The sequence below is a fragment of the Paraburkholderia sp. HP33-1 genome (assembly GCF_021390595.1).
Taxonomy (GTDB): domain Bacteria; phylum Pseudomonadota; class Gammaproteobacteria; order Burkholderiales; family Burkholderiaceae; genus Paraburkholderia.
In genome coordinates this window covers 1,078,642-1,101,336 of the sequence record NZ_JAJEJR010000002.1, presented here as the reverse complement: position 1 = coordinate 1,101,336, position 22,695 = coordinate 1,078,642, and the positions used below count along the sequence as shown (strand labels likewise).

The 22,695-nt window shown below is 65.3% G+C and carries 17 protein-coding genes; 6 read left to right on the top strand and 11 right to left on the bottom strand.

Annotated elements, in window-relative coordinates:
- Positions 1-31: 31 nt before the first annotated feature.
- From L0U81_RS20985 to L0U81_RS20975, 3 genes are all read left to right on the top strand, one after another.
- Positions 32-916: an isocitrate lyase/PEP mutase family protein gene (locus L0U81_RS20985; protein ID WP_018438163.1), complete on the top strand. Its 885-nt coding sequence runs from the start codon at positions 32-34 to the stop codon at positions 914-916.
- Positions 917-1,150: 234 nt separating this feature from the next.
- Positions 1,151-2,590, top strand: coding sequence for an MFS transporter (locus L0U81_RS20980; protein ID WP_233805431.1), 1,440 nt, complete (start codon positions 1,151-1,153; stop codon positions 2,588-2,590).
- A 35-nt stretch (positions 2,591-2,625) separates the two neighbouring features.
- Positions 2,626-3,063 carry a GNAT family N-acetyltransferase gene (locus L0U81_RS20975; protein WP_233805430.1) on the top strand — a complete coding sequence of 146 codons (438 nt, stop codon included), beginning with the start codon at positions 2,626-2,628 and terminating at the stop codon, positions 3,061-3,063.
- 53 nt (positions 3,064-3,116) lie between these two features.
- Here L0U81_RS20975 and L0U81_RS20970 read toward each other — a convergent pair whose 3' ends face one another.
- Positions 3,117-3,596: a nuclear transport factor 2 family protein gene (locus tag L0U81_RS20970; protein WP_233805429.1), complete on the bottom strand. Its 480-nt coding sequence runs from the start codon at positions 3,594-3,596 to the stop codon at positions 3,117-3,119.
- Positions 3,597-3,946: 350 nt separating this feature from the next.
- On the opposite strand from L0U81_RS20970, the gene L0U81_RS20965 reads away from it, so the two are divergent.
- Positions 3,947-5,293 carry a DUF2325 domain-containing protein gene (locus L0U81_RS20965; RefSeq protein ID WP_233805428.1) on the top strand — a complete coding sequence of 449 codons (1,347 nt, stop codon included), beginning with the start codon at positions 3,947-3,949 and terminating at the stop codon, positions 5,291-5,293.
- 46 nt (positions 5,294-5,339) lie between these two features.
- Here the strand turns inward: L0U81_RS20965 and L0U81_RS20960 are convergent, their stop codons facing one another.
- The 4 genes from L0U81_RS20960 to L0U81_RS20945 all read right to left on the bottom strand — a co-directional run bounded on the left by L0U81_RS20960 (position 5,340) and on the right by L0U81_RS20945 (position 9,197).
- The gene (locus L0U81_RS20960) at positions 5,340-5,747 is read right to left on the bottom strand and encodes a winged helix-turn-helix domain-containing protein (protein ID WP_442793441.1); all 408 of its coding nucleotides are present in this window, start codon (positions 5,745-5,747) and stop codon (positions 5,340-5,342) included.
- Between the two features lie 55 nt (positions 5,748-5,802).
- Complete coding sequence (locus L0U81_RS20955; RefSeq protein ID WP_233805426.1) at positions 5,803-6,360, bottom strand: nitrogen fixation protein NifQ; 558 nt, start codon at positions 6,358-6,360, stop codon at positions 5,803-5,805.
- Positions 6,361-6,387: 27 nt separating this feature from the next.
- A complete protein-coding gene (locus L0U81_RS20950) occupies positions 6,388-7,827 on the bottom strand; it encodes a nicotinate phosphoribosyltransferase (RefSeq protein ID WP_233805425.1) in 1,440 nt (479 codons plus the stop codon).
- 170 nt (positions 7,828-7,997) lie between these two features.
- The gene (locus tag L0U81_RS20945) at positions 7,998-9,197 is read right to left on the bottom strand and encodes an AAA family ATPase (protein WP_233805424.1); all 1,200 of its coding nucleotides are present in this window, start codon (positions 9,195-9,197) and stop codon (positions 7,998-8,000) included.
- Between the two features lie 1,362 nt (positions 9,198-10,559).
- On the opposite strand from L0U81_RS20945, the gene L0U81_RS20940 reads away from it, so the two are divergent.
- Both L0U81_RS20940 and L0U81_RS20935 read left to right on the top strand, forming a co-directional pair.
- On the top strand, positions 10,560-11,987 hold the full coding sequence (locus L0U81_RS20940; RefSeq protein WP_233805423.1) for a sigma-54-dependent transcriptional regulator: 1,428 nt from the start codon (positions 10,560-10,562) through the stop codon (positions 11,985-11,987).
- Between the two features lie 410 nt (positions 11,988-12,397).
- The gene (locus tag L0U81_RS20935; protein ID WP_233805422.1) at positions 12,398-14,905 is read left to right on the top strand and encodes a mechanosensitive ion channel domain-containing protein; all 2,508 of its coding nucleotides are present in this window, start codon (positions 12,398-12,400) and stop codon (positions 14,903-14,905) included.
- A gap of 39 nt (positions 14,906-14,944) precedes the next feature.
- Here the strand turns inward: L0U81_RS20935 and L0U81_RS20930 are convergent, their stop codons facing one another.
- From L0U81_RS20930 to L0U81_RS20905, 6 genes are all read right to left on the bottom strand, one after another.
- Positions 14,945-17,206 (bottom strand): ATP-dependent DNA helicase, encoded by a 2,262-nt coding sequence (locus L0U81_RS20930; RefSeq protein ID WP_233805421.1) that lies wholly within the window; start codon positions 17,204-17,206, stop codon positions 14,945-14,947.
- Complete coding sequence (locus L0U81_RS20925) at positions 17,203-18,972, bottom strand: VRR-NUC domain-containing protein (protein WP_233805420.1); 1,770 nt, start codon at positions 18,970-18,972, stop codon at positions 17,203-17,205. The genes L0U81_RS20930 and L0U81_RS20925 overlap by 4 nt, the downstream gene beginning before the upstream one ends.
- Before the next feature lie 73 nt (positions 18,973-19,045).
- Entirely contained in the window at positions 19,046-19,627 is a 582-nt protein-coding gene (locus L0U81_RS20920; protein ID WP_233805419.1) for a LutC/YkgG family protein, read from the bottom strand.
- The gene (locus tag L0U81_RS20915; RefSeq protein WP_233805418.1) at positions 19,614-21,017 is read right to left on the bottom strand and encodes a lactate utilization protein B; all 1,404 of its coding nucleotides are present in this window, start codon (positions 21,015-21,017) and stop codon (positions 19,614-19,616) included. The genes L0U81_RS20920 and L0U81_RS20915 overlap by 14 nt, the downstream gene beginning before the upstream one ends.
- A complete protein-coding gene (locus tag L0U81_RS20910) occupies positions 21,014-21,757 on the bottom strand; it encodes a (Fe-S)-binding protein (RefSeq protein ID WP_233805417.1) in 744 nt (247 codons plus the stop codon). Before L0U81_RS20910 ends, L0U81_RS20915 begins: the two co-directional genes overlap by 4 nt.
- Positions 21,758-21,904: 147 nt before the next feature.
- On the bottom strand, positions 21,905-22,651 hold the full coding sequence (locus L0U81_RS20905; protein WP_233805416.1) for a FadR/GntR family transcriptional regulator: 747 nt from the start codon (positions 22,649-22,651) through the stop codon (positions 21,905-21,907).
- Between the last annotated feature and the right edge of the window lie 44 nt (positions 22,652-22,695).

Here is a 22,695-nt window from a genome sequence, read left to right as displayed (position 1 = left end):
ACTACCGATTTCGATTCAGGAGACCCGCATCATGACCACCACTTCCGCCACCCGCCGCGCCGCCTTCCGCGCCAAGGTCAACCAGCGCCAGGGCCTGCTCGTGCCCGGCGCGTTCAACGCGATGAGCGCGCGCGTGATCGAGGACGCCGGCTTCGAGGCGGTCTACATCACCGGCGCGGGCGTCACCAACATGTCGCTCGGCCTGCCCGACCTCGGCTTTATCGGCCTCGCCGAAGTCGCCGAGCACACCGCGCGCATCCGCGACGCGGTCGCGCTGCCGCTGATCGTCGATGCCGACACCGGCTTCGGCAATGCGCTGAACGTGCGCCAGACCGTGCGCGTGCTCGAGCGCAGCGGCGCCGACGTGATCCAGTTCGAAGACCAGGTGATGCCGAAGAAATGCGGCCACTTCTCGGGCAAGGAAGTCGTTGCGACGAGCGAGATGGTCGGCAAGATTCGCGCGGCGGTCGACGCGCGCGAAGACGCGAACCTGCAGATCATGGCGCGCACCGATGCGGCGGCGGTCCACGGCATCGAGGACGCGATCGAGCGCGGCCATCGCTTCATCGAGGCGGGCGCCGACATCCTGTTTATCGAGGCGACCGAATCGCTCGCCGACATCGAGCGTCTGCCGGGGCTGTTCGACGTGCCGCAGCTGATCAACATCGTGATCGGCGGCAAGACGCCGGTGCAATCGCGCGACGCGCTCGCGAAACTGGGCTACGGCATCGTGCTGTATGCGAACGCGGCGCTGCAAGGCGCGGTGCTCGGCATGCAGCGCGCGCTCGGCACGTTGCAGAGCAACGGCCGCCTCGACGAGGACGCGACGATCGTCGCGCCGTTCAGCGAGCGCCAGCGGCTCGTCAACAAGCCGCTGTATGACCGGCTGGACAAGGAGTACGCGGCGAAGGATTGACGCACGGGCGGCGCCGCGCTGCGCGCCGCCGCGATATGCGACCCTTTATTGCGTTAGGATTCAGGGCTGGCGGCCCTGGCCCCTTCGCCGGCCCGTTCTTCCGGATGCCGGCAGACACACAAAACGCAATCGAAAGGCAGTCGCAAACACCATGAAGTCAAACTCCTCGCGCGCCCCGCGCCGGCTCGTCAATGGTCTTTTCGCGCGCATGGGCGCGGCACGGGAGATCGCGCGATGAGCAGCAGAGCTACCCGCAACGCGCACGTCGGCTGGCTGCCTTACATCGTCGCGGCCACCTTCTTCATGGAGTACCTCGACACCACGGTGATCGCCACCGCGCTGCCGCAGATGGCGCACTCGTTCGGCGTCGGCCCGAACAGCCTCAGCCTCGGCATGACCGCCTACATGCTGGCGCTCGCGATCTTCATCCCGGCGAGCGGCTGGGTCGCCGACCGCTGCGGCGCGCGGACCGTGTTCGTCAGCGCGATCGGCGTGTTCACGGTCGCGTCGGTGCTGTGCGGGCTGTCGCAGAACGTGCCCGAATTCACGGCCGCGCGGCTGCTCCAAGGCATCGGCGGCGCGATGATGGTGCCGGTCGGCCGCCTGATCGTGGTCCGCAGCACCGAGAAAGCCCGCCTGATGCAGGCGATCTCGACGATTACATGGCCCGCCATCGCCGCGCCGGTGGTCGGCCCGCCGATCGGCGGCTTCATCACGACGTACGCGTCGTGGCGCTGGATTTTCCTGCTGAACGTGCCGTTCGGCCTCGCGGCAATCGCCGTCGCGCTCGCCATCGTGCCGAACCTGCGCGGTACCGAACGCAAGCCGCTCGACGTCGTCGGCCTGCTGCTGAGCGGCGTCGCGCTGACCGCGATCCTGTACGGCGCGGAACTCGCGAGCCAGCCGGCCGCGAATCCGTGGCTCGCGATCGCAGTCGTGGCGGGAGGTCTGCTGGTCGGCGCGATCGCGTTCCTGCACGCGAAGCGCCATCCGCATCCGCTCGTCGACGTCTCGACGCTGAAGGTGCCCACGTTCTCGGTGACGGTCATTACCGGGTCGTTCACGCGCATCGGCATCGGCGCGGTGCCCTATCTGATGCCGCTGCTGTTCCAGATCGGCTTTGGTCTGTCGGCGTTCCGCTCGGGTCTGCTGCTGCTCGCGAGCGCGGTCGGCAACCTCGGCATGAAGGCGCTGACCACGCAGATCCTGCAGCGCTACGGCTTCCGGATGGTGTCGATCGTCAACGTGGCCGCGGCCGGCATTTTCATCATCGCGTGCGGACTGCTGGCGCCGGACGTCCCGCTCGCGGTCGTGCTGATCGTCGTGTTCGTGTACGGCGTCACGCGCTCGATGCAGTTTTCGACGCTCGCGACCCTCGCCTACGCCGACATCCCGCAGCCGCAGATGAGCGCGGCGAGCACGCTGTGGAGCGCAGCCATGCAAATGACGATCGGTCTCGGCATCGCGTACGGCGCGGTGTCGCTGCGCGTCGCGGCATTGTTCAACGGCGAGACGAGCGGCCACGTGTTCACGCTCGACGACTTCCGCCTCGCGTTCCTGTTCGCCGGCGTGCTGACGCTGCTGTCCGTGCTCGGCTATATGGGGCTCGCGCGCAATGCCGGACATAGCATCGGCGGGGGGTCGCGCGGCGCCGAGAATACGGCGAAGGGCTAAGGGAAACGCCCTACGCGACCCAAAGGAGACGCGCCGTGCAAGCCAGCGAACTGACGATTTCCAGCCGCAACGACGATCTCGACCTCGACATGGTCTACACGTTCCTGTCGCAGGAAACGCCGTGGGCGAAAGGCATGCCGCGCGCGACCTTCGAGCGCGCCGTCGCCGGTTCGCTCTGCTTCGGCGGCTTTGTCGGCGGCAAGCAGATCGCGTTCGCGCGCCTCGTCACCGACGAGGCGACCTTTGCCTACCTGTGCGACGTGTTCGTGCTGCCCGCGCATCGCGGCCAGGGCCATGCGTCGGCGTTGCTGAAACATATCTTTGCGAGCCCGTCGCTCGCCACGCTGCGCAGGATCGTGCTGGTCACGACCGACGCGCATCACGTGTATGCGCCGCAAGGGTTCAACTCGCTCGAGAACCCGGAGCGGTATATGGAGCTGCACCGGCCGGATGTTTACAAGACCAACCCATAAACACGCATCCAAAGCCGGCTATCGCGGGTGTGCCGTGATGGGCCCGCACGCGCCTACTCGCGCTTCAACTGCCCGCGATAGTGCAGCAGTCCCCGGCGCGCCTGCTGCCTGAGCATTCGCTGCACGAACGGCGACCAGCCGAACAGCGTGCCGCGCACGCCCATCGCCTGTCTCATCCACAGCCACAGATCGAAGCGGTCGCGATGTTCGACGATCAGCCCGTCACGGAACACGAAGCGCGCGTCGATCCGGTTCACGACGTCGCGCCCCGTCTGGACGAAACGGTAGCGCGCCACCCACTGCGCGCGGCCGGTGCGGTCGTCCGCCTCGATGTCGCTGAAGGTCAACGTGAAGTCCTGCGCGTGCTTGACGAGCATGCGCCACATGTCGCGCACTTCGTCGCCGACCAGTTCCCCGAAGGCGGGGTCGCTAAAGACGACGTCGTCGGCGTAACAGGCGACCATGGTCTCGGCGTCGCGCTGCTGGAAGGCGGTGTAGAAACGTTCGATCAGCTCGGTGTTGGGATGGCTCATTGATGTCGTGTGGTGTATTGCAAGAGCGCGGCAGGCGGCGGGCATGGCGCACACGATAGCGGAAAACGGCGTGAATGGGGGGCCGGCGCGGTGATCGACGTCGGTGAAAGCGAACGGTCGTCAGGTTCTGCGCCAACACAGGGCTCTTCTTTCGTTATATCCTGCGAGATATTACGGTAGGTCCTGCCGTCGAGCGGCAAAGTTCAACGACATCGACGATCGTCGCGACTTGGTCGGACGATCCCGGAACCGCGCCTCGCCAACGGCCATTTTTTTGCGCGGCGCTATATCCAATTGAATATATCGCGACGTGCACGGCACGACAGACACGAACCCGATTCGAGACCTTCATGCCCACGCCCCCGTTTCCTCTGGCACAGCCCTCGCGCCTGAAGCTATCCGGCGACGCGCTTGCGAGCACCGGCATCGACTCGCCCCACGACGCATGCTGCGCGCCCGCCGACGCGACGCCGACGAACGTCAGGCGACGCGCGCGTCTGTCCGAACTCGACAGTCATCTGCACTGCTCGATCATCGGAACCTGTCTGAGCACGCACGAATTGCGCAAGCTGGTGCCGAAATTTGCCGACCTCGATCGCCGCGACGCGAGCGATCTCGAGATCCACCACACCGCGGTCGAACTCGCGATCGCAGGCGGGCCGGGCGCGAAGGCGCTGCACAAGCTGCTCGACGAACGCTACGCGGTGGCAATCCGCCGCTTCGACAAAGCCGCCGACGACCTCGAACTGCTGAGCCTCTGGAACGAGGCGCTCGAAAGCGGCGACATCCCACCCGCTTACTGGGCGCTGATGACGCACCCGCTCGCGACGATACCGGTCCGTCAGAAAGCGTTCGGCGATTTGCACATGCTGTCTCATCTGGTCGGCGCGGCCAATCGCGCGGACATTCGCAGGCTGGTTGCGCTGGAGGAAGAAAACGCCGCACTGAAGGAGAAAATCGAGCGGCAGCAGAGCCGCTTGCAACAACTGGGCATCGAGCGCGATGCGTCGGTCGCGGCGCTCAACGAACAGACCGCGCGACTTCAGTCAAACCCGTCTCCCGCCGATGCAACCGGTCTCGAAGCCGAGGTGCAACAACTGCGCGAGTGGCTTGCGATTGCCGATCAGCGCGTGGCGCTGCACACGAGCCGACGCGAGGCGGCCGAGCAACGCATAGAGCAGATCCAGGACGCGGCTACAGCGCTACGTCACAGCCGCGATCACGCGCTCGCGCTCCTCAAGCTCGTGCAGAGCGAATGCGATGCGCTCGAACGGGCGACCGTCGACGCCGCCGATGCCTCGAACGGCACCGGTCCGCGCCGCGCGAGCCTGGTCGGCGTGCAGGGCAAACGGATCGTCTATGTGGGCGGGCGGCCCGGCTCGAATGCCGCGCTCAAGCGGATCGTCGACGCGGCAGGCGGCGAACTGGTCGTGCATGACGGCGGCGTCGAGGATCGTAAGGGGCTGTTGGCCTCCGCGCTGCCGGGCGCGGATTTCGTCGTGTTTCCGGTCGATTGCGTCGATCACGATTCGATGAATACGCTCAAGCGGATCTGCGAGCGTCACGGGATCGACTATCACCCGCTGCGTACGGCGAGCGTTGCGAGCTTCGTCGAGTTGATCGCGCGACTGCATCCGGAGCACGTCGCGCAGTTGGGCAATCCGCCGCCTTCGGCGTTCTGTTTGCGGCACGGCTGAGCGCGACGATCGCCCCGGCACGAACGTAGCCGCGAACACTGGTCCCTCACGAGCGGATCAGTTTCATCAGCTCGGCGATCTGCTTTGCGCAGCTTCGCCGCGCCTCTTCCTCGACGTCGCGATACAGGCGGATGATGGTTTCGCCGACCGGCGTCAGCGTGCAGCCGCCGCCGCTCTGACCGCCCTGCTCCGAACGCGTGGCCGGCGACTTCAGCGAGCTGTTCAGCTCGTCGATCAATAGCCACGCGCGCCGGTATGACATGTTGAGACTGCGCGCCGCCGCCGAGATCGAACCGTATTCGCGCACCGCTTCGAGCAGATCGACCTTGCCCGGTCCGAGCGCAACCGCATCGCCGTTACGGATGCGCATTCTGAAGCGCACTTCGGGACGCGTCCTCGTGGACTTCGTCGCCGCAGCGGCGCTGGTTTTCGCGGGTTTTGCGGTGTCGGCCATGCGCGCAAGCATACACGAACCGTTTCGCGCCGCCACTTGGGCGCGCGCCTCAACGCTAGCGCGCAAAGCAATACCCGTAGTCTTCGCAGCCTGGGCAACCTGGCGCGGGCCCCGGTTGCAAACCCAACGAGAGCGCGCATTGCGCGGCGAGGAATTTCTTCCAGCGCAAGTTATCGAGGTTGCGCGCGACCAGCACCGGAAAATAGCGCGTGAGCATCCACGTCACTTCATCGCGGCCCGCGAGACCGAGGTCGCGCCATAGATGATCGGGGCGCAGACACGCATGGGCGATGATCGTCGCGAGGCAATCGGCATCGCCGGGATGGACCGCGCCGCTGGTGTTCGCGACGAGCAGCGCGTGCAGTGCCTGAACGAAGCTCGCGTGTTCGCTGGGGATCACCCCAAGCGCCAACACCGGCATGCTCGCGCGCGTGAAGTGCCGCGCGAGCAGCCCGTGCCATGCCTGCGCTCGCAGTCCCAGCAACGCGAGTTCGTGGCGAGCGTCGCGCGCGGCGATCAGTTTGGCGAACAGGCGCGTGTCAGCGCAGTCGGGTTCGGTGGCCACGCCTAGCCACGCGCGCATGCAGTCGGCCATCAGCGGATCGTCGGACATTGCTATATCCGCGCAAGGAAAAGTGAGTCAGACCTCGTTCGCATACGCGCGGCTTCGAATCTCGGCCAGCGACGTATCGACCAGCAAGCGGCCCGCATCGAACACCGTCGCGAGCACTTCGTCCCACCCGCCCGCCACCGTTCGCTCGTCCCACATGATCGGCAACGTGACCGTCCGGTACTCGCCGGTGCGGCGATGGCGCAGCAGCGTGAGCCGGCCTTTCATCGAGCGCTTGCCGTGATCCGTGACCGGATCCTTCGACACATCGTGCCACGTGTCGCCCAGCCGGATCGCCGAGCATTTCATCGCGAAGCGCTGCGTATCGCGGTTGATCTGCTGCAACAGCGCGCCGCCCATGCCGAACACGATGTTGTCGGCGGCGAAGCCGGCCTCGTCCATCGCGGCGAGAATCGCGACGATCGAATCCGGGTTCACGCCGTCGCCCTGAATCACGCGCACGTGATTGAGCACGCGCCGCCCCTTGCTATTCGTCTGCGTTCCGAACGACGCCTCCAGCGCGCGCAGCGTATGCAGCACGATCGTGCATGGATCGCCCGAATCTGGGCGAATCACGAGCATGCCGCCGGAATCGAGCACGGCCTGCTTCAGCTCGGTGCCCCATGCGTCGAGTGCGGCGAACAGGTCGTAGGAGTCGGACACCACCGAAACGATCGCGCCCGGCTTGCCGAAGCGCGCGATCATGTTGCGATACGCGTCGACTTCGCGCTCGCGGCCCCACGACGTGATCGTGCTGTGCTCGGCCGCCGGCACCGAGAACGCGGCCATGCTGTCGTGGTAGTAGTGATTCGCCGCGACCACGCCGAGCACCGTATCCGAGCCCATGAAGCTGACAAGATGCGCCGCGCCCCCGATCGCCGCCGACTCCGCGCTCGACACGCCGCGTGCGCCGAAATCGTGCAGCTTGAACGGCAGTTGCGAGAGATCGTCGCTGCTCTTGAGCAGGGACGCGCGGATCGTCTGGCGCAAATGCCAGCTTTGCGTCGCAACTGTGATCGGATACCAGACCCGCATCAGCATCGTCTCCAGATAAGACGCGAGCCAGAACACGTGGGGATCGTCGCATTCGACGGTGAGGAGCACGTTGTGCGTCGGCACGACCGAGCCTTCGGGTACCGCGCGAATCCGCACCGGCAGATAGCCGCCGTATTGCTGGACGACATAGCGCCAGCCCGCTTCGTTGAACGGCTCGCCGTGCGCGCCGAAGAAGGCGCGGGCCTGATCGATCATCGCGCCGGTGACGGGCCGGCACAGGTACGCCTTCAGCAGCATCTGCAAGCCGAAGAACAGCGTGCGCTCGTAACGTCCGCCGCGCGATTCGATGTACGAGAACATCGCCGTCGCATCGGGCGGATATTGCAGATAGTGTGATGCCTTGTACGAATCCGTATTCAGAATCGGATTGGACAGGATCGACACGAGGTCGCTGAAACCTTGCGCGTTTTGCATGGACGGCTGTGCGCTCACGTGATTTTCTCGCTGGAGTGGCCGGACGGCGCAAGCCTGTCCGACCTCAAACCTGCCGGGACTCCCCCGGAACTTCACCTTACTCCGGTACACGCGATAGCGCTCGCCGTCGAAATCAGGCAATGCAGGTGCGTTCCCTATGCAAACAGACCCTAGACTCCAGGCTTGAATTTCGGCGGCAGATTCGGCCCGATCGCGAACCGTCGGCCGAGCCTCCGGTGGCGCTCTGCACCCGTCGGCCACAGCATGTTCGCGAGCAGGCCGATGCCTTGTGCGAGCCCGCTGTCGCGCGCGGACGTGACGAGCGGCACGCCGCGGCTGAGCGCGTCGTTGACGTGCTGATCGTCGCGCGGTAGTTGATGCGCAACCTTCGCGCCGAGCGTGCGTTCGAGCATCGGCAGATTGATCTGCGCGTTCTTGTCGTACTGGTTGACGACGACCCGCACTTTGCTGGCCGGATGCCCCAGTTCGCGAAAGATATCGAGCATGCGGCGCGCGCCATGCAGGTACAGCGGATTCTGCCGCACGACCATGCAGATCGCGTCGCTATGAGCGAGCGCGCGGATCGTCAACGGATTCAGGCTCGGGCCGACGTCGATCAGCACTGCGTCGTAGCGCTCGCGCACGAGCGTCAGAATGCGTTCAAGTTGCGCGGGCAGCAGTTCGGCGGCCTTCAACGGATCGCCGGCGCCGGCGAGCAGATCGAGGTTTGCGCGCACGTGCATGGTGCACGCGTCGAACAGCGCCGCGTCGAATCGCTCATTACGTGAGCACAGATCGGCGAGCGTCATCGGCGGCGGGCGATTCGCCATCAGCAGGCTCGCGTCGGCGAATTGCTGGTTCAGGTCGATCAGCAGCACGCGCCGCTCACGCTGCGCGGCGAGCGCCCACGCGAGGTTGACCGCGATCAGCGTCGTTCCGCTGCCGCCCTTGCTCGACGCCAATGCCACCACGCGTGCACCACGCCGCCCAGGCCCGCGGCGCTGCACTTCGATCTGCGCGAGCACGTCGCCAACGGCCTGACGATCGAGCGGCCACGACAGCACGCGCCGCACGCCGGCGCGCAGCGCCGCGCCGATCAGCGCGGTGGACGGCGTCGGCGTCACCAGGATGCAATTGAGCGTCGGCGCGCAGGCGAGCGTTTCCTCGATGCCGTCGAGCCCGAGGGCGTTCAGATTGGCGTCGTCGACGATGAGCAGATCCGCGCTGCGCACCATGCGCGCATGCATCGGCAGGTGCCGGAGCGAACCGAACGCGGTGCGCAACCGGTAACGCACGCCGCTCGCTTCGAGGCGAGCGACGATGCACTGCGCGTTTTCAATGCTGGCGGCAATCAGAAAGATGTCGATCATGGCAGCTCTGCGGCGCGTGGCGCGTCATGCGTGAGTTTTTATTCAAAGCGTCTGTTCGCAATTGACGACGCAGGCTACCGCGCGGACTCGTTGCCGGCATCAGGATTGCGCCGGGTCAAGCCGTTCCGCGGCAGTTCCCCGGCCGCTGGTCCAGGTCACCGTGCCCGTGCCAACCCACGGACACGGCGCCTGGTCCACCTCGTACATTCGTCCCTCTGTGGAGACTTTGGCCGCTCTCCCCGCTTCGTCGCGCCGGCTGGTCCCGGGCCAGCGCTGCCCCTGTCGTTATCGCCATCCTTTTCGCGTCGCCAGGACAAAAAGTCGAAAAGGAAAAACGGCGAAGTCGATGCCCTTTGTCGTCCCGTTTTGAATGGCCGCATGCCGGTCCGCCACTCATCCGTTTTTCTGACGTACTCGAGAAGACCCCGCCGCGCTCCCGCAAACACCTGATGGCTCCCCGAAGTGCCTGCGAGTGACCTTTTTACCGCCGGTCTTTTTAAATCCGCTCTTCCCTGTACCGTCGACCAGGCGGCAAAACGTTTTTCTGTGCCGTCCTTATTGCAACGGTTATGCCAACACCCGTTCGAATCGACAAGAAGCCCGTCAAGGCTTTGGGCCACCGAAAGAACGGCCGGAGTTTCGAAGCAGCCCAAGCCGGCTGTATTTATGGCCTGACGCGCATTGATTCGTTTGTGACACGCTATTTCGCCACGCGCTCGCCGGCAAGCGCGCGCGCCAACCCGGCTCGCCGGCCCGCCGACCGGCCTCGACGCCCGCCGCACACGGCTTTGCCGCTACGCGAATTCGAAAAGGCGGCCCTCAGTGCGGCAAAGCGCATTCGACGCGTGCTGTCCAATCTGTCGCAAACATGAAACATGGCCGCTCGCGCCTCGTCTGGTTTTGCCCCGTCTTTACGCCCAGGCAAATGCCAGGCAATGTGCGATGCCTCGCATAATCGGACTTGACCACTATTTGATTAGTGATCCATGTAAATCCAAAAATCACAAAATGCGTTCTCGATCCATCTTTCTTTGTATGGCGCTTTCAGGCGCTTTCGCTTATCGTTAGGCCCATGCGCCAATCAGAGCGTCTGTATCAGATCAACGAGACCAGCCACGGCTCATTTGGCTTTCACGATTCGGGGATCAAGTCGCCGGGCAGTTTCAGCAATGAACGTCGGTACGCCGCCATTGCATGAAACCGTCCGCCATGCACCGCGTTGCGCTTCGCGGCGCGCTTTCGGTGGATCCCTTGTTCGTGATCGCTGCTGCCGTGAATGCGTCACGGCTGGAGTGCGGCAACTGGCCGCCTGAATTTCCATGAGTCGCAGAGCAGTCCTGAAGGACCGAACCCGGGGGTACCATGACTACGACTTGCACGCCATCCGACACCGAGCGCACCGTTCTGTACGTGGCGGACACGCCCGACCAGAGACTCGTCGAGTTTCTGGCCGCGTCGGGATGGCAAGCCGTGCACGCGAAAAGCACGCCCGTCGCAGAACGCATGATCGAACGCTGCAACATCAAGGTCGGTCTCGTTCAGTTGCCCGAAGATTGCACCTCACAGCAGCTGTCCGCACTCGCGCTGTGCATGCGCCGCGTCGAAACCAACTGGGTCGCGCAGATCATGCCGGGCCAGGCCGACAACGAGCTCGTCCGCCGCTTCATCCTCGATTACTGCTTCGATTTCGTCACGCAGCCGTGGCTCAACGAGCGGCTCGTGTTCGCGCTCGGCCATGCACACGGGCTGTCGAGCCTGCGTCAGCCGCGCGACGCTCTGGAGCCTTCGCTCGGCCGGCACGGCATGGTCGGACAATGCGAGCCGATGCAGCAACTCTACCGGCGCATCGACAAATGCAGCGTGACCGACGCGCCGGTGTTCATCGCGGGCGAATCGGGCACCGGCAAGGAGCTGACTGCTCGTGCCATTCACGACCGCTCGCCGCGCGCGGGCCGCACGTTTGTCGCGATCAATTGCGCGGCGATTCCGCCAAGCCTGCTGCAGGCCGAACTGTTCGGCCACGAACGCGGCGCGTTTACGGGCGCGCTGCAACGGAAGATCGGCCGCATCGAGAGCGCGCACGAGGGCACGCTGTTTCTCGACGAAATCGGCGACATGCCGCATGAATGCCAGTCGGTGCTGCTGCGTTTCCTTCAGGAAGGCACGATCGAGCGGCTCGGCGGCGACGGTCCGATCAGCGTCGACGTGCGCGTGATCTCGGCGACCCACGTCGATCTGGAGCGCGCCGTCGAAGACGGGCGCTTCCGCTCCGACCTCTATCACCGGCTGTGCGTGCTGCGCCTCGTGGAGCCGCCACTGCGCGAACGCGGCGGCGATATCAAGCTGCTCGCCAACTTCGCACTCAGCATGTACAAACAGGACGGCGCGCGCAAATTGCGCGGCCTGTCGAGCGACGCGATCGTCGCGATGTCGAACTATCCATGGCCGGGCAACGTGCGTGAGCTGATCAACTGCGTGCGCCGCGCCGTCGTGATGAGCGAGGGCCGTTTCATCACCGCGAGCGACCTCGGCTTGCCCGAGGCCGACAATGGTCCGGCGGTCACGCTCGCGGAAATCCGCAGCAAGGCCGAAAAGGACGCGATCGAGAACGCGCTGCTGCGGCACGGTTACAAACTGTCCGACGCTGCGGCCGAACTCGGCATTTCGCGTGCCACGCTGTACCGGCTGATGCACGCGAACCGGCTGCATCAGGAGCCGGCCGGACGCGTCGTGAGCGGCGGCCCTGATGCGGACGACGAAGCCGGGCGGCGGACCTCATCGGCGGCATGAGCAGCGATTCAAGCGGTTTTTGTAGTGGATGCTTAGCGGCTCGCGGTGAGGCGATCGATCATCCTCCACTTAGCGCGCCCGGCGCGCACCTGAAGTAGTCGCCCAAGACCTCGCGCGCCTCGGCCAGCATTTTCACCAGAGAAGCGACCTCCATCCCCTGTCCCGCCCACGCCGGCCCCGGGCAGGCTTTCTGCTACCTTCGACAGGCCTGCCGGCCGTCATCGGCTATCCTTTCGCATCAACGCCCCGCCCGGCCGGCGCCGTCGTAACCGCCCTTTCGCCCGTCCGGCGTGCCTCCGCCGCAGGAACTTCAGCCGCGCGACCCGTGTCCGTCCCCGGTCAGCCCGGCTGAAACCGGTCTCACGTTCCGGCACAATCGGCCGGATTGGCTTCACCCCGCTTTACACGCTATGCAAAAATTTCTCAGAGTCTGCCTTTTCGTTTTGCTGCTTTCCGGCGCCGGGCCCACCTTCGCCGCCGCGCCGCAGACCACCCCCGCCGCGCCCGCGTCGGACGCCGTCAGCCTGACGCCCCAGCAGGCCCGCAACGCGCTCGATGTCCTGAACGACCCGAAACGTCGCGCGCAAGTCGCCGATACGCTGCAGGCGATCGCCGCCGCCGGCGCGTTGAGCGCGCCTCCCGCTTCCGCGCCGGCGGCAGCGTCGGCGCCCGCCGCGGCAACCGGCGCGGCCGCGCTCGTGCCGGACGCGTTCAAATCCAATGGCCTCGCCTCGCAGATCGCGCGCCAGGGCGCGCATTACGTCGCCTATCTCGCGACCTCGCTGCGCGGCTCGATCGCCGCGCTGCTCGACATCGGGTCGGCGCGCGCGTGGTGGAACTGGCAGTTCACCGACCCGCACGCGCGCGCGGTGCTGCTCAAGGTGCTAGGGTCGCTGCTGGCCGCGCTGGTCCCTGCGCTGGTGCTCGAATGGCTGACGCGGCGGCTGCTGCGGCGCGCCTATCGTGCGATCGCCGCGCGCCGCGAAGCCGCGCTGCTGGAGGAGAACGACGAGGCGCAGGCCCTCGCGACCGGCCCGGCCGCGCCGTACGCGTCGCCATCCGAGAAAGGCCGCGCGATTGAAGCCGAAGGCAAGCGCAACGCGACGCACCACTGGACGCTGCTGCAACGTCTGCCGCGCGCATTTCTGATCACCCTGGTGCGGCTCATTCCGCTCGCGGTGTTCATCGGCGCGGCGAGCGGGCTGATGCCGATCGTCACCGACAACGGCACCCCGCAGGACCGCGCGCTCGATTCGCTGATCGACATCTATGTGGTGTGCCGCTGCGTCGCGATTGTCGGCGCGTTCTTTCTGCAACCCGGCGCGCCGCGCCTGCGGCTGCTGCGCATGAGCGATGCGTGGGCCGCGTACGTGCTTGGCTGGATCGAGCGGATCGTCGCCGTGGTCGGTGCCGGCGTCGCGCTCGCCGGGCTCGCGCAGGCGCTCGGCATGAACGACGCCGCGCGTCTCGCGCTGCTGAAAGTGGTCGCGCTCGCCGGTCACGTGATGATCTCGATCCTCGTGCTGCGCTGTGCGAAGCCGGTCGCAAACCGGATCCGCAAACGCTTCTCCGTGCACGAGCCGTTGGAGATGTTCGGCAACGCGCTCGCGGACGCGTGGGCATGGGTCACCGTGGCCATCGTGATGGCGCTGTGGTTCGTGTGGGCCTTCGACGTGCAGAACGGCTATCACGCGCTCGTGAATATCGGTGGCATCACGCTCGCGATCCTGATCGGCGCGCGGCTCGTATCGATCGTGATCTTCGGCGCGCTCGCGCGCCTTTTTCATGTGCAGGACGAGGAGTCGCGCTCGCTCGTGCATGAGCACGCGTACCGCTACTACCCGCTGCTGCGGCGCGTGGTGAGCTGGATCATCGGCATCGTCACCGCGCTCGCGCTGTTGCAGGCATGGGGCGTCGATGTCGTCGATCTGTTCCGCAGCGGTACGATCGGTCACCGGCTCGCCTCTGCGCTCGCGACGATCGCCGTGGCCGCGATCATCGCGCTGGTGGTGTGGGAGATCGTCAACGTGTCGGCCGAGCGGCGCCTCGATAACTGGACGAGCAGCGGCGATCTGGAGCGCGCGGCACGCCTGCGCACCCTGATGCCGATGCTGCGCACCGCGCTCTTTTGCGTGATTGCGCTCGTCGTTGTGCTGACCGGCCTGAGTCAACTCGGCGTGAATGTCGGCCCCCTGCTCGCGGGCGCGAGCATCTTCGGCGTCGCGCTCGGCTTCGGCTCACAGAAGCTCGTGCAGGACTTCATCACCGGCATCTTCCTGCTGATGGAAAACGCGATGCAGGTCGGCGACTGGGTCACGCTCGCGGGCGTGTCGGGCACCGTCGAATATCTGTCGATCCGCACCGTGCGGCTACGCGGCAGCGACGGCTCGCTGTTCACGGTGCCGTTCAGCTCGGTGTCGACGGTGAACAACACGAATCGCGGGCTCGGCAACGCGGCAGTACGCGTAAACATCGTGTTCGGTCAGGACGTCGAGCGCGCGATCGACACGCTGAAGGCAATCGGCGCATCGCTGCGCGCGGACGACAAGTTCAAGGACGGCATCCTGTCGGACTTCTCGTTCTGGGGCGTCGATGCGGTCGACGGGTCGGCGATCACGCTGGCCGGCCAGATGCAATGCCGCGATACGACGCGCTGGGGCGTGCAACGCGAATTCAACCGGCGCATCGTCGAGCGCTTCACCGAACTCGGCATCGAGATCGCGAATCCGCAGCGTCATCTGCTCACCTGGGATCCCGCGAGCAAGGCCAAGGTCGATACGGCCGTACCGCGCTCGCGAGACAGCCACGCTCCGCACAAGGGCGACGCGCCGCTCGACGATCAGATTCCCGTCGATCCGAGTCCGGCCGGCGGCCCCGGCACGCCCGGCAATCCTGGCGCGACCTCGCCGCATGCTTGACACGCCACGCGTGTGAACGTGCGCTAGCGCGGCGCAGCGCTAGCGCACCTGCCACCAGCGCGGTAACAGGCGCCGCACTTCCGGCCGGCGAAAGCGGTCGTCGATCAGATGCACGACGCCGCGGTCTTCCTCGGTGCGGATCACACGCCCCGCCGCCTGCACGACTTTCTGCAAACCCGGATACAGGTACGTGTAGTCGTACCCGTTGCCGAAGCGCGCGTCGAGCGTGCGGCGCATCTGCTCGTTGACGTCGTTGATCTGCGGCAGACCGAGTGTCGCGACGAACGCGCCGATCAGCTGCTGGCCGGTCAGGTCGACGCCTTCCGAAAACGCGCCACCGAGCACCGCGAAGCCGATGCCCCGATTCATCGTCCTGAAGCGCGCGAGAAACGCGTCGCGCGCGGCTTCGTCCATGCCAGGCTCCTGCGCCCACACCGGCAGGCCGGGATACCGCTCGCGCAGCAGCGCGACCACGCGTTGCAGATAGTCGAAACTGCTCAGGAACCCCAGGTAATTGCCGGGCTGCGCGTCGTACTGCTGCGCGATCAGCTCGACGATCGGCGCGAGCGAGCGCTCGCGGTCGCGCCAGCGCGTCGACACATGAGCGGCCACGTGCACCTGCAACTGCTCCGCGCGAAACGGCCCTTCCACGTCAAGCCATTGCGTGTGGTCGGCAAGCCCAAGTGTGTCGCGATAGAAATGCTGCGGGTTCAGCGTGCCGGAGAACATCACCGTGGTACGCGCGGCCGCATAGCGCGGCGCGAGGAACGGCGCGGGGATCACGTTGCGCACGCACAGCGTCGCGCTGGTTTTGTCGCGCGGCGCGTAGCGGTCGTCTGCTAGCGTCACGTCGAACATCGAATGCTCGCCGAACTGCTCGGCGAGCGCGACGAAGTGCATCGCGTCGAAGAAAACGCGCAGCGCGTGTTCGTCGATCGATAACGGTGCGTCGGCAAGTTGATCCGTCACCGCGCCGATCAGATTCTGCGCGGCCGACAGCAGTTTGCCCGGCACCTCGGCATACACCTGATAGCTGGCCGTCTGCGCCCGCTTCACCGCATTCCACTCGCGCTGCAAGCGTTCGAGCGGTCTCTTCAGCGACGCTGGCGCGCTCTTGCGCGCGAGCCGGAACGCGCTTCGATCCAGCGAGGCGGTATACATGCGCCGCGCGCGTTCGAGCAGGTTGTGCGCTTCGTCGACCAGCACGCCGACGCGCCACTGGTTGATCTGCGTAAGCGCATACAGCATCGCGCTCGCGTCGTAGTAGTAGTTGTAATCGCCGACGATCACATCGGCCCAGCGCGCGAGCTCCTGCGCCAGATAGTACGGACAGATGTCGTGCGCGAGCGCAGCCTCGCGCACCGCCGCCCGATCGAGCCGCGGCGTCGCCAGCGCGGCGGCGCGCCCCGCATCGAGACGATCGTAAAAGCCGCGCGCAAGCGGACAGGACTCGCCGTTGCAGGCTTTGTCCGGATGCTCGCAGGCCTTGTCGCGCGCGACGAGTTCGAGCGTTCTGAGCGGCAACGGCGCGCTCCGGTGCAGCGAGTCGATCGCATCGAGCGCAAGCGCGCGGCCCGGTGTCTTCGCGGTCAGAAAGAACACGCGATCGAGCCGGTCTTCGCCGCAGGCCTTCAGCAACGGAAAAATCGTCGCCAGCGTTTTACCGATGCCGGTCGGCGCCTGCGCCATCAACGGCTTGCCGTCGCGTGCCGCGCGATACACGGCCACCGCGAGTTCACGCTGCCCACGGCGAAACTGCCCATACGGAAACTGCAACGTGACGAGCGCCGCATTGCGCGCGGCCCGATGCGCATCCTCCTGCACGGCCCAATCGAGAAATCGCTCGCACTGCTCGACGAAGAAGATTTCGAGTTCGCGCGCGTTGTGCTGCTGCGTCAGTACCGTTTCTTTCTGGCTGCCGATATCGAAGTAAACGAGCGCGACCGTCAGCTCAGCGAGTCCGCGCGCCTGGCACAGCAGATGCCCATACACGAGCGCCTGCGCCCAATGCAGCACACGATGATTCGCAGGCATGCGCGCGAGATCGCCACGATACGTCTTCACTTCTTCCAGCCGGTTCGCGATTGGGTCGTAGCCGTCCGCGCGGCCACGCACGGTCAGACTGCGATGTGTGCCCGCAAGCGTAAGTTCGGTCTCGTAGCCGCTCGCGCGCCGCCCCGCGACCATCTGATGGCCCGCGATGCCTTCGAGCGAAGTCGGCGCGGGCGTGAAGCGCAGATCGAGATCGCCGCGCCGCGCCGTGAATTCACACATCGCGCGTACGGCCACGACATAGCTCATACGAGGCGCTCCGCTTCGGCTTGCGTTGCGACGTCTGCTTCGCTCTCCCCCTCTTGCCCGGCCCAGCGCACGTCGACTACGCGCACCGGCATGCCGTGCTGGGCGCAATACGCGAGCCAGCGGATCTGGTTGTCCTGCAGACGATCGCCGGGGCCTTTCACCTCGATCAATTCATAGCGACGCTCGGCCGGCCAGAACCGGATCAGGTCGGGCAAGCCCGAACGATTGCCGCGAATGTCGGAGAGCAGGCGCTCGAACCACAGCTTCAGATGCGCGGCGGGCAGACAGTCGAGCGCGAGTGCGACGAGCTCGGGCGTCAGCAGTCCCCAGAACACGAACGGCGACTGCGTGCCGGCCTTGTCATGCAGATGGCGCAGAATCGTCTCGCGATAGACGCCGCTATCGAGCTGCGCGAAGCACGCGCCGAACTGCGTCGCCCGACGCGCGTGAAAATCCGGCGCGAGCAGATCGGCCGGCCCGCGCTGGAACGGATGAAAAAACGCACCGGGCAGCGCCGCGAAAACCGGCTCCCAGCACAGCAGGCCGAACAGCGAATTGATCAGCGCGTTCTCGACGTAATGCACCGGCGCGGCGTCGCTGTTCAAATGATCGCGCACCGCGTATTCGACGGCCACCGGCGTGTCAAGCTTCGGCAACACCAGTGTGCCGCGCTCGACAGGCAGCGCCGCTGGCGCGCGCGGCACCGGCTCGCCGCATTTGCGCCGCAAACGCGGCAACATCCGCGCGACACGCTGCGCTTCTTCCTCGCTCTCGGGCGCGGCGTCGGCCTGCGAGGCCAGCGCGAGCGCTTCGGCGAAACGCTCGCTGCGCTCGAGCACCCGCATGCGTCGATGACGCGCGCCCGGCCACGCGCACGCGTCGTAGACCGCGAGCGCGGTGCCCCACTGCTCGCGCCGCTCGCAATCCTGGCCGATCCGGAACAGCAGTTTCGCGCGACGCGTTTCGAGCCAAGGGTTCGTGGTCTCGATCGAATGGACGGTCGCGATCAGTTCCTCCAGTGCGGACGCGTCGTTGTCGAGCGGTAGCCATTCGAGCGCTTCGCGACACGCGTGCAGCGCGAGATAGACGTCGATATCCGCGCGTTGCTGGAACGCACGCGACGACGGTCCAAACGCGACCTTCTCGTACTGGAACACGCCGAGATCGGCGAGCACGAACTCCGACCAGTCCTGATGCAGATTACCGAAGAACATCAGGCGCAAGCGATCGCACAACGGCGCGATCGCGACGTGCAGCACGCGGTCCGTCGTGGCGGCATGCCAGCCGGCAAGCGGACGTGACATGCACGCAGGCGCGCCGCCGCTTTCAGTTTCGTAAAACGCTCGCAGCGCCTCGAGCAGATCCGGTTTGCGCAGCGCCTTCGCGCCGGGAATCCGGACGATCGCGTCCGCGAAGATGTCCAGCAATTGCGCACGCGTGCTGAGCGCGAACAGATCGTCGAGAGACAGAGGCGGCTCGGTGTCGATCCAACGATGCAGCGCCATCGGCATCGCCGTCTGCAACGGACAGCCGATTTCGTCATAAACGAGGCGGCTCGCGCGAAACAACCTGCCTTTGCGCATCAGCATGCGCACCAGCAAGGCACGCGAAACCTGCGGTAATTCAGCGAAATCCTTGAGAAATGCGTGTTCTTCGTCGTCGAGCAGATCGTCGTAACGCGCGGCGAGCCACGCGAGTGCGCGCTCGAAATTCAGCAGATAGTAAGGGACGTCAGAGCGAATCTCTGAGCGAGTAGCGGTTGCCACGGACTTTTTGCGGGACCTGTATGTTTATACAGTGATGATAGCAAAGTCCGCAGCGGCAACCGACGCGCATTTGCTACGCGAGCCACACGACCGTCAGCGAGCGAACGCCCTGTGCGCCGCGAATCAGGACACCCTCGATATCGGCTGTCGCCGATGGGCCGGTAACGAGCGCCGCATATCGCGCGCTGTGGAAATCGTCGCGGCGATAGACGTCCTGCAGTCCATCGAGCAATTGCGCCGGATCGAGCAACACGACCAGATGCTGGACGATATAGCCCAACGCATTGACCACATATTCGCGCTCGCTCAACCACACCGAACCGGTTTCGGCGACGCCGAAGCGGGCCCGCACCACACCGACGTCGACGTCCTGCAGCGATGCGGGTTCGGTGTCCGCGCCGATCGTGCGCGTGCCCGGCACTTCCGTGGTCGCCGATGCAATCGATGCCGCCGCGCCAAAACGCTCGCGAATCAGATCGCTGACGTCGCCCGCGCTCGCCGCCTCAACGCAAGTCCCGCCCATGATCTGCAACGCCGCCGTAAAACGCGCACGCAGATCGCCGCCGGCCGCATCGAACAGCGGCACGTCGGGACGCGGCCGCGCGGCCGGTTGCGCGGCGCGCACTTTAGCGAGAAACGCCTCACGCGTTGTCATCGCCGCCTCCGCGATTCTTCTTGTACCACGCATGAAAAGTCATCTTCGGCGCTTCCGGCAATTCGCGCTGCCGCCCCCAGATATTCAAAGGGTTATACAGCACGAAATTCGGCAACCGCCGCAACGCGCTGCCCATCGACGACACCGTCGCGCGATACAAGGTCGGACTCGATAGCAAACGCCCCGCCATCTTCAGTACCTCCTGTTTGACGAACGGCACTTCGTGCTGCTCTGCAATCACCGCGCGCCATTTGTAGATCTGCTCGTGAATATTGATCTTCACCGGACACACGTTCGTGCAACTGCCATTGAGGGTCGACGCGAACGGCAATGCGCTATAGCGTTTCAAATCGAAGGTTGGATTGATGATCGCGCCGATCGGCCCCGAATAGGTGCCGCCATACGACAGGCCGCCGCTGCGTCGATAGACCGGACACGTATTCATGCACGCGCCGCAGCGAATACATTTGAGCGAGTACCAGAAGTCCTCCATCGCGAGCCGCTCGACGCGGCCATGATCGACGAGGATGAAATGCATCTCGGTACCCGGCCTCGGCGCACGAAAATGCGAGGTGTACTGCGTGATCGGCGAGCCCAACGCGCTGCGTGACAGCATGCGGATGAACACGCCGAGATCCGACACCTTCGGAATCAGTTTCTCGATTCCGATCGACGCGATATGCAGCGGCGGCACGTTCGCCGACAGATCCGCATTGCCCTCGTTCGTGCAAACGACGACCGTACCGGTTTCGGCCACCGCGAAATTGCAGCCGGTCATGCCGGCCGTCTTCTCGCGCACGAAATACGGTCGCGTATTCATGCGCTGACTTTCGGCGAGATAGTGAATGTCGCTATTGGCCGGATCGGTGCCGATGGTGCGGCCGAACAATTCGGCCACGTCCGCGCGCAGCTTGTGCACCGCCGGCACGACCATATGACTCGGGTCCTGGTGATCAAGCTGCTGGATGCGCTCGCCGAGGTCCGTCTCCATCACGGTAATGCCGCGCGGTTCGAGATAGTCGCGCATGCGGCATTCGTCGGTCAGCATCGACTTGCTCTTCACAAGGGTCGTCATGCCGCGCTCGGACATCAGCGTGTGGACGATCGCGTTGTGCTCTTCCGCTGTCGCGGCCCAATGCACGACCACGCCGTTGGCCTCGGCCGCCGCCGCGAATTGCTCCAGGTAGTCGGCCAGATGCGACAGCGTATGTTCCTTGATGCCCGACGCCAGCGCGCGCAACATTTCCCATTCGGCAATGCCGTGCGCCTGCGCATCGCGCTTCTCGCGCAGGTCCCACAGACGCTTGTCGTGAAACGCGACGTGTTCGGTCTTGCCGATGAAAGAACCCGCCGCCCTGGCGTGGTCGACGCGTTGCTCGTTGCGACTCATGCGCGCGCTCCATTGAGAACCTGCGCGATATGAATGAAGCGCGCGTCGGCCTTCATGCGTTCCGCGCAACCCTGCTGGTGCATCAGACACGACATGTCGCCCGAAACGATGTACTCAGCGCCCGCATTCAGATGGTCGCGCACCTTGTCCTGCCCCATGCGCACCGACACAGCTTCTTCGGTCACCGAGAACGTGCCGCCGAACCCGCAGCATTCGTCCGGTCTCGCCGGCTTCACGAACTCGACGCCCTTCACGCCTTCGAGCAACGCGCGCGGCTTCGAAAACGGCGTGCCGGCAATTTCGGACGCCGACGCCTGCTTCAGATGCCGCAGAGCGCTGCAACTGGTATGCAGACCGACGCGATGCGGAAATTCGGCCCACGGAAATTCGCGCGCGCCGATCACGTCGTGCAGAAACTCGACCAGCTCGTAAGCGCTCGCGCGCACTTTCTTCACTTCATCGGTCTGCTCGAGCGCACTCAGATGCTCACGCACGTGATGAATGCAGCTCGCGGACGGCCCGACGATGTAGTCGTAGCCCGCAAAGTTGCGCGCGAACAGCCTCTCGGTGGCGGCGGCGTCCGCATGCGCGCCGCTATTGGCCATCGGCTGGCCGCAGCAGGTCTGCTGCGGCGGATAGTCGACCTCGATGCCGAAACGTTCGAGCAGTTCGAGCGTTGCGATGCCGACCTCGGGATAGAACGCATCGATAAAGCACGGGATAAACAGCGCGACTTTCATAGGCTCTTCAGGAAAACCGGCGGGGACGACGTTTGTTTGACCAATTTGCGCCGCCCGGTCAGCTTGGTCATGTTGGTCTGACCAAGACTATAAAAAAGTCCGCCGGTGGTGTCAATTCTGGCGGCTACCCGTCCGGAAATCCGCCGATCAGGAAATCACGGCGGCAGACGGCTTCGTCGCATCGTCCTTGTAAATCTCGCATACGAAGGCCAGATGCCGCTCGGCGGCCTTGCGCGCCTTGGGTGCATCGCGTGCGATCACGGCGTCGTAAATCGCCTGATGCTGGCTCATCAACTGCTTTTCCATCGTGTCGTCGTAATCGATCAACCGATGATACTGGCGCATGCCCTCGCGAATCAGCGTATGAATGCCGTGCATCACATGCGCCAACGCGACGTTGTGCGTGGAGTCAGCGATCGCGAGATGAAACGCGGCATCGAGTTCCGCGAGATTCGCACGGTCGCGCGACAGCGATGCGGACTTCAATGCCTCGAACGCCGTGCGGATTTTCTTCAGATCGGCCGCGGTTGCGCGCTGAGCGGCATAGACCGTCGAAATCGCTTCGAGTCCCTGGCGCAACTCCAGAATGTCGGCACTGGTACGCGGATTCTGCAGCAGCAGCTCGGCAAGCGGCTTCGAGATGATCGGCGCGGTGACGTCGACCACCGTGAAGCCACCCCGGCCGGAGGTTTCGATGTAACCGTCCGCCTCCAGCCGGATCAGCGCCTCGCGCAGCGACGGGCGCGACACGCCGAGCTGCGCCGCGAGATCGCGCTCGGCTGGCAGACGGTCGCCGGGCATCAACGTGCCCGCCGAGATCAGTTGCTTGATCTGGTCGGACACCACGTCGGAAATGCGCTTGCGCGCGAAGGACGGGATCGGGGTAAATGGCATAGGCAGCAAACGATGAAGCCGGTTGAAGGAGCGCGCGGCTGCTC

What these genes read in the sequence shown, in the direction of transcription:
- L0U81_RS20985 (WP_018438163.1), top strand. Translation starts at nt 32, where the DNA reads ATGACCACCACTTCCGCCACCCGCCGCGCCGCCTTCCGCGCCAAGGTC.
- L0U81_RS20980 (WP_233805431.1), top strand. Translation starts at nt 1,151, where the DNA reads ATGAGCAGCAGAGCTACCCGCAACGCGCACGTCGGCTGGCTGCCTTAC.
- L0U81_RS20970 (WP_233805429.1), bottom strand. Translation starts at nt 3,596, where the DNA reads ATGAGCCATCCCAACACCGAGCTGATCGAACGTTTCTACACCGCCTTC.
- L0U81_RS20965 (WP_233805428.1), top strand. Translation starts at nt 3,947, where the DNA reads ATGCCCACGCCCCCGTTTCCTCTGGCACAGCCCTCGCGCCTGAAGCTA.
- L0U81_RS20960 (WP_442793441.1), bottom strand. Translation starts at nt 5,747, where the DNA reads ATGGCCGACACCGCAAAACCCGCGAAAACCAGCGCCGCTGCGGCGACG.
- L0U81_RS20955 (WP_233805426.1), bottom strand. Translation starts at nt 6,360, where the DNA reads ATGTCCGACGATCCGCTGATGGCCGACTGCATGCGCGCGTGGCTAGGC.
- L0U81_RS20950 (WP_233805425.1), bottom strand. Translation starts at nt 7,827, where the DNA reads ATGCAAAACGCGCAAGGTTTCAGCGACCTCGTGTCGATCCTGTCCAAT.
- L0U81_RS20945 (WP_233805424.1), bottom strand. Translation starts at nt 9,197, where the DNA reads ATGATCGACATCTTTCTGATTGCCGCCAGCATTGAAAACGCGCAGTGC.
- L0U81_RS20940 (WP_233805423.1), top strand. Translation starts at nt 10,560, where the DNA reads ATGACTACGACTTGCACGCCATCCGACACCGAGCGCACCGTTCTGTAC.
- L0U81_RS20935 (WP_233805422.1), top strand. Translation starts at nt 12,398, where the DNA reads ATGCAAAAATTTCTCAGAGTCTGCCTTTTCGTTTTGCTGCTTTCCGGC.
- L0U81_RS20930 (WP_233805421.1), bottom strand. Translation starts at nt 17,206, where the DNA reads ATGAGCTATGTCGTGGCCGTACGCGCGATGTGTGAATTCACGGCGCGG.
- L0U81_RS20920 (WP_233805419.1), bottom strand. Translation starts at nt 19,627, where the DNA reads ATGACAACGCGTGAGGCGTTTCTCGCTAAAGTGCGCGCCGCGCAACCG.
- L0U81_RS20915 (WP_233805418.1), bottom strand. Translation starts at nt 21,017, where the DNA reads ATGAGTCGCAACGAGCAACGCGTCGACCACGCCAGGGCGGCGGGTTCT.
- L0U81_RS20910 (WP_233805417.1), bottom strand. Translation starts at nt 21,757, where the DNA reads ATGAAAGTCGCGCTGTTTATCCCGTGCTTTATCGATGCGTTCTATCCC.
- L0U81_RS20905 (WP_233805416.1), bottom strand. Translation starts at nt 22,651, where the DNA reads ATGCCATTTACCCCGATCCCGTCCTTCGCGCGCAAGCGCATTTCCGAC.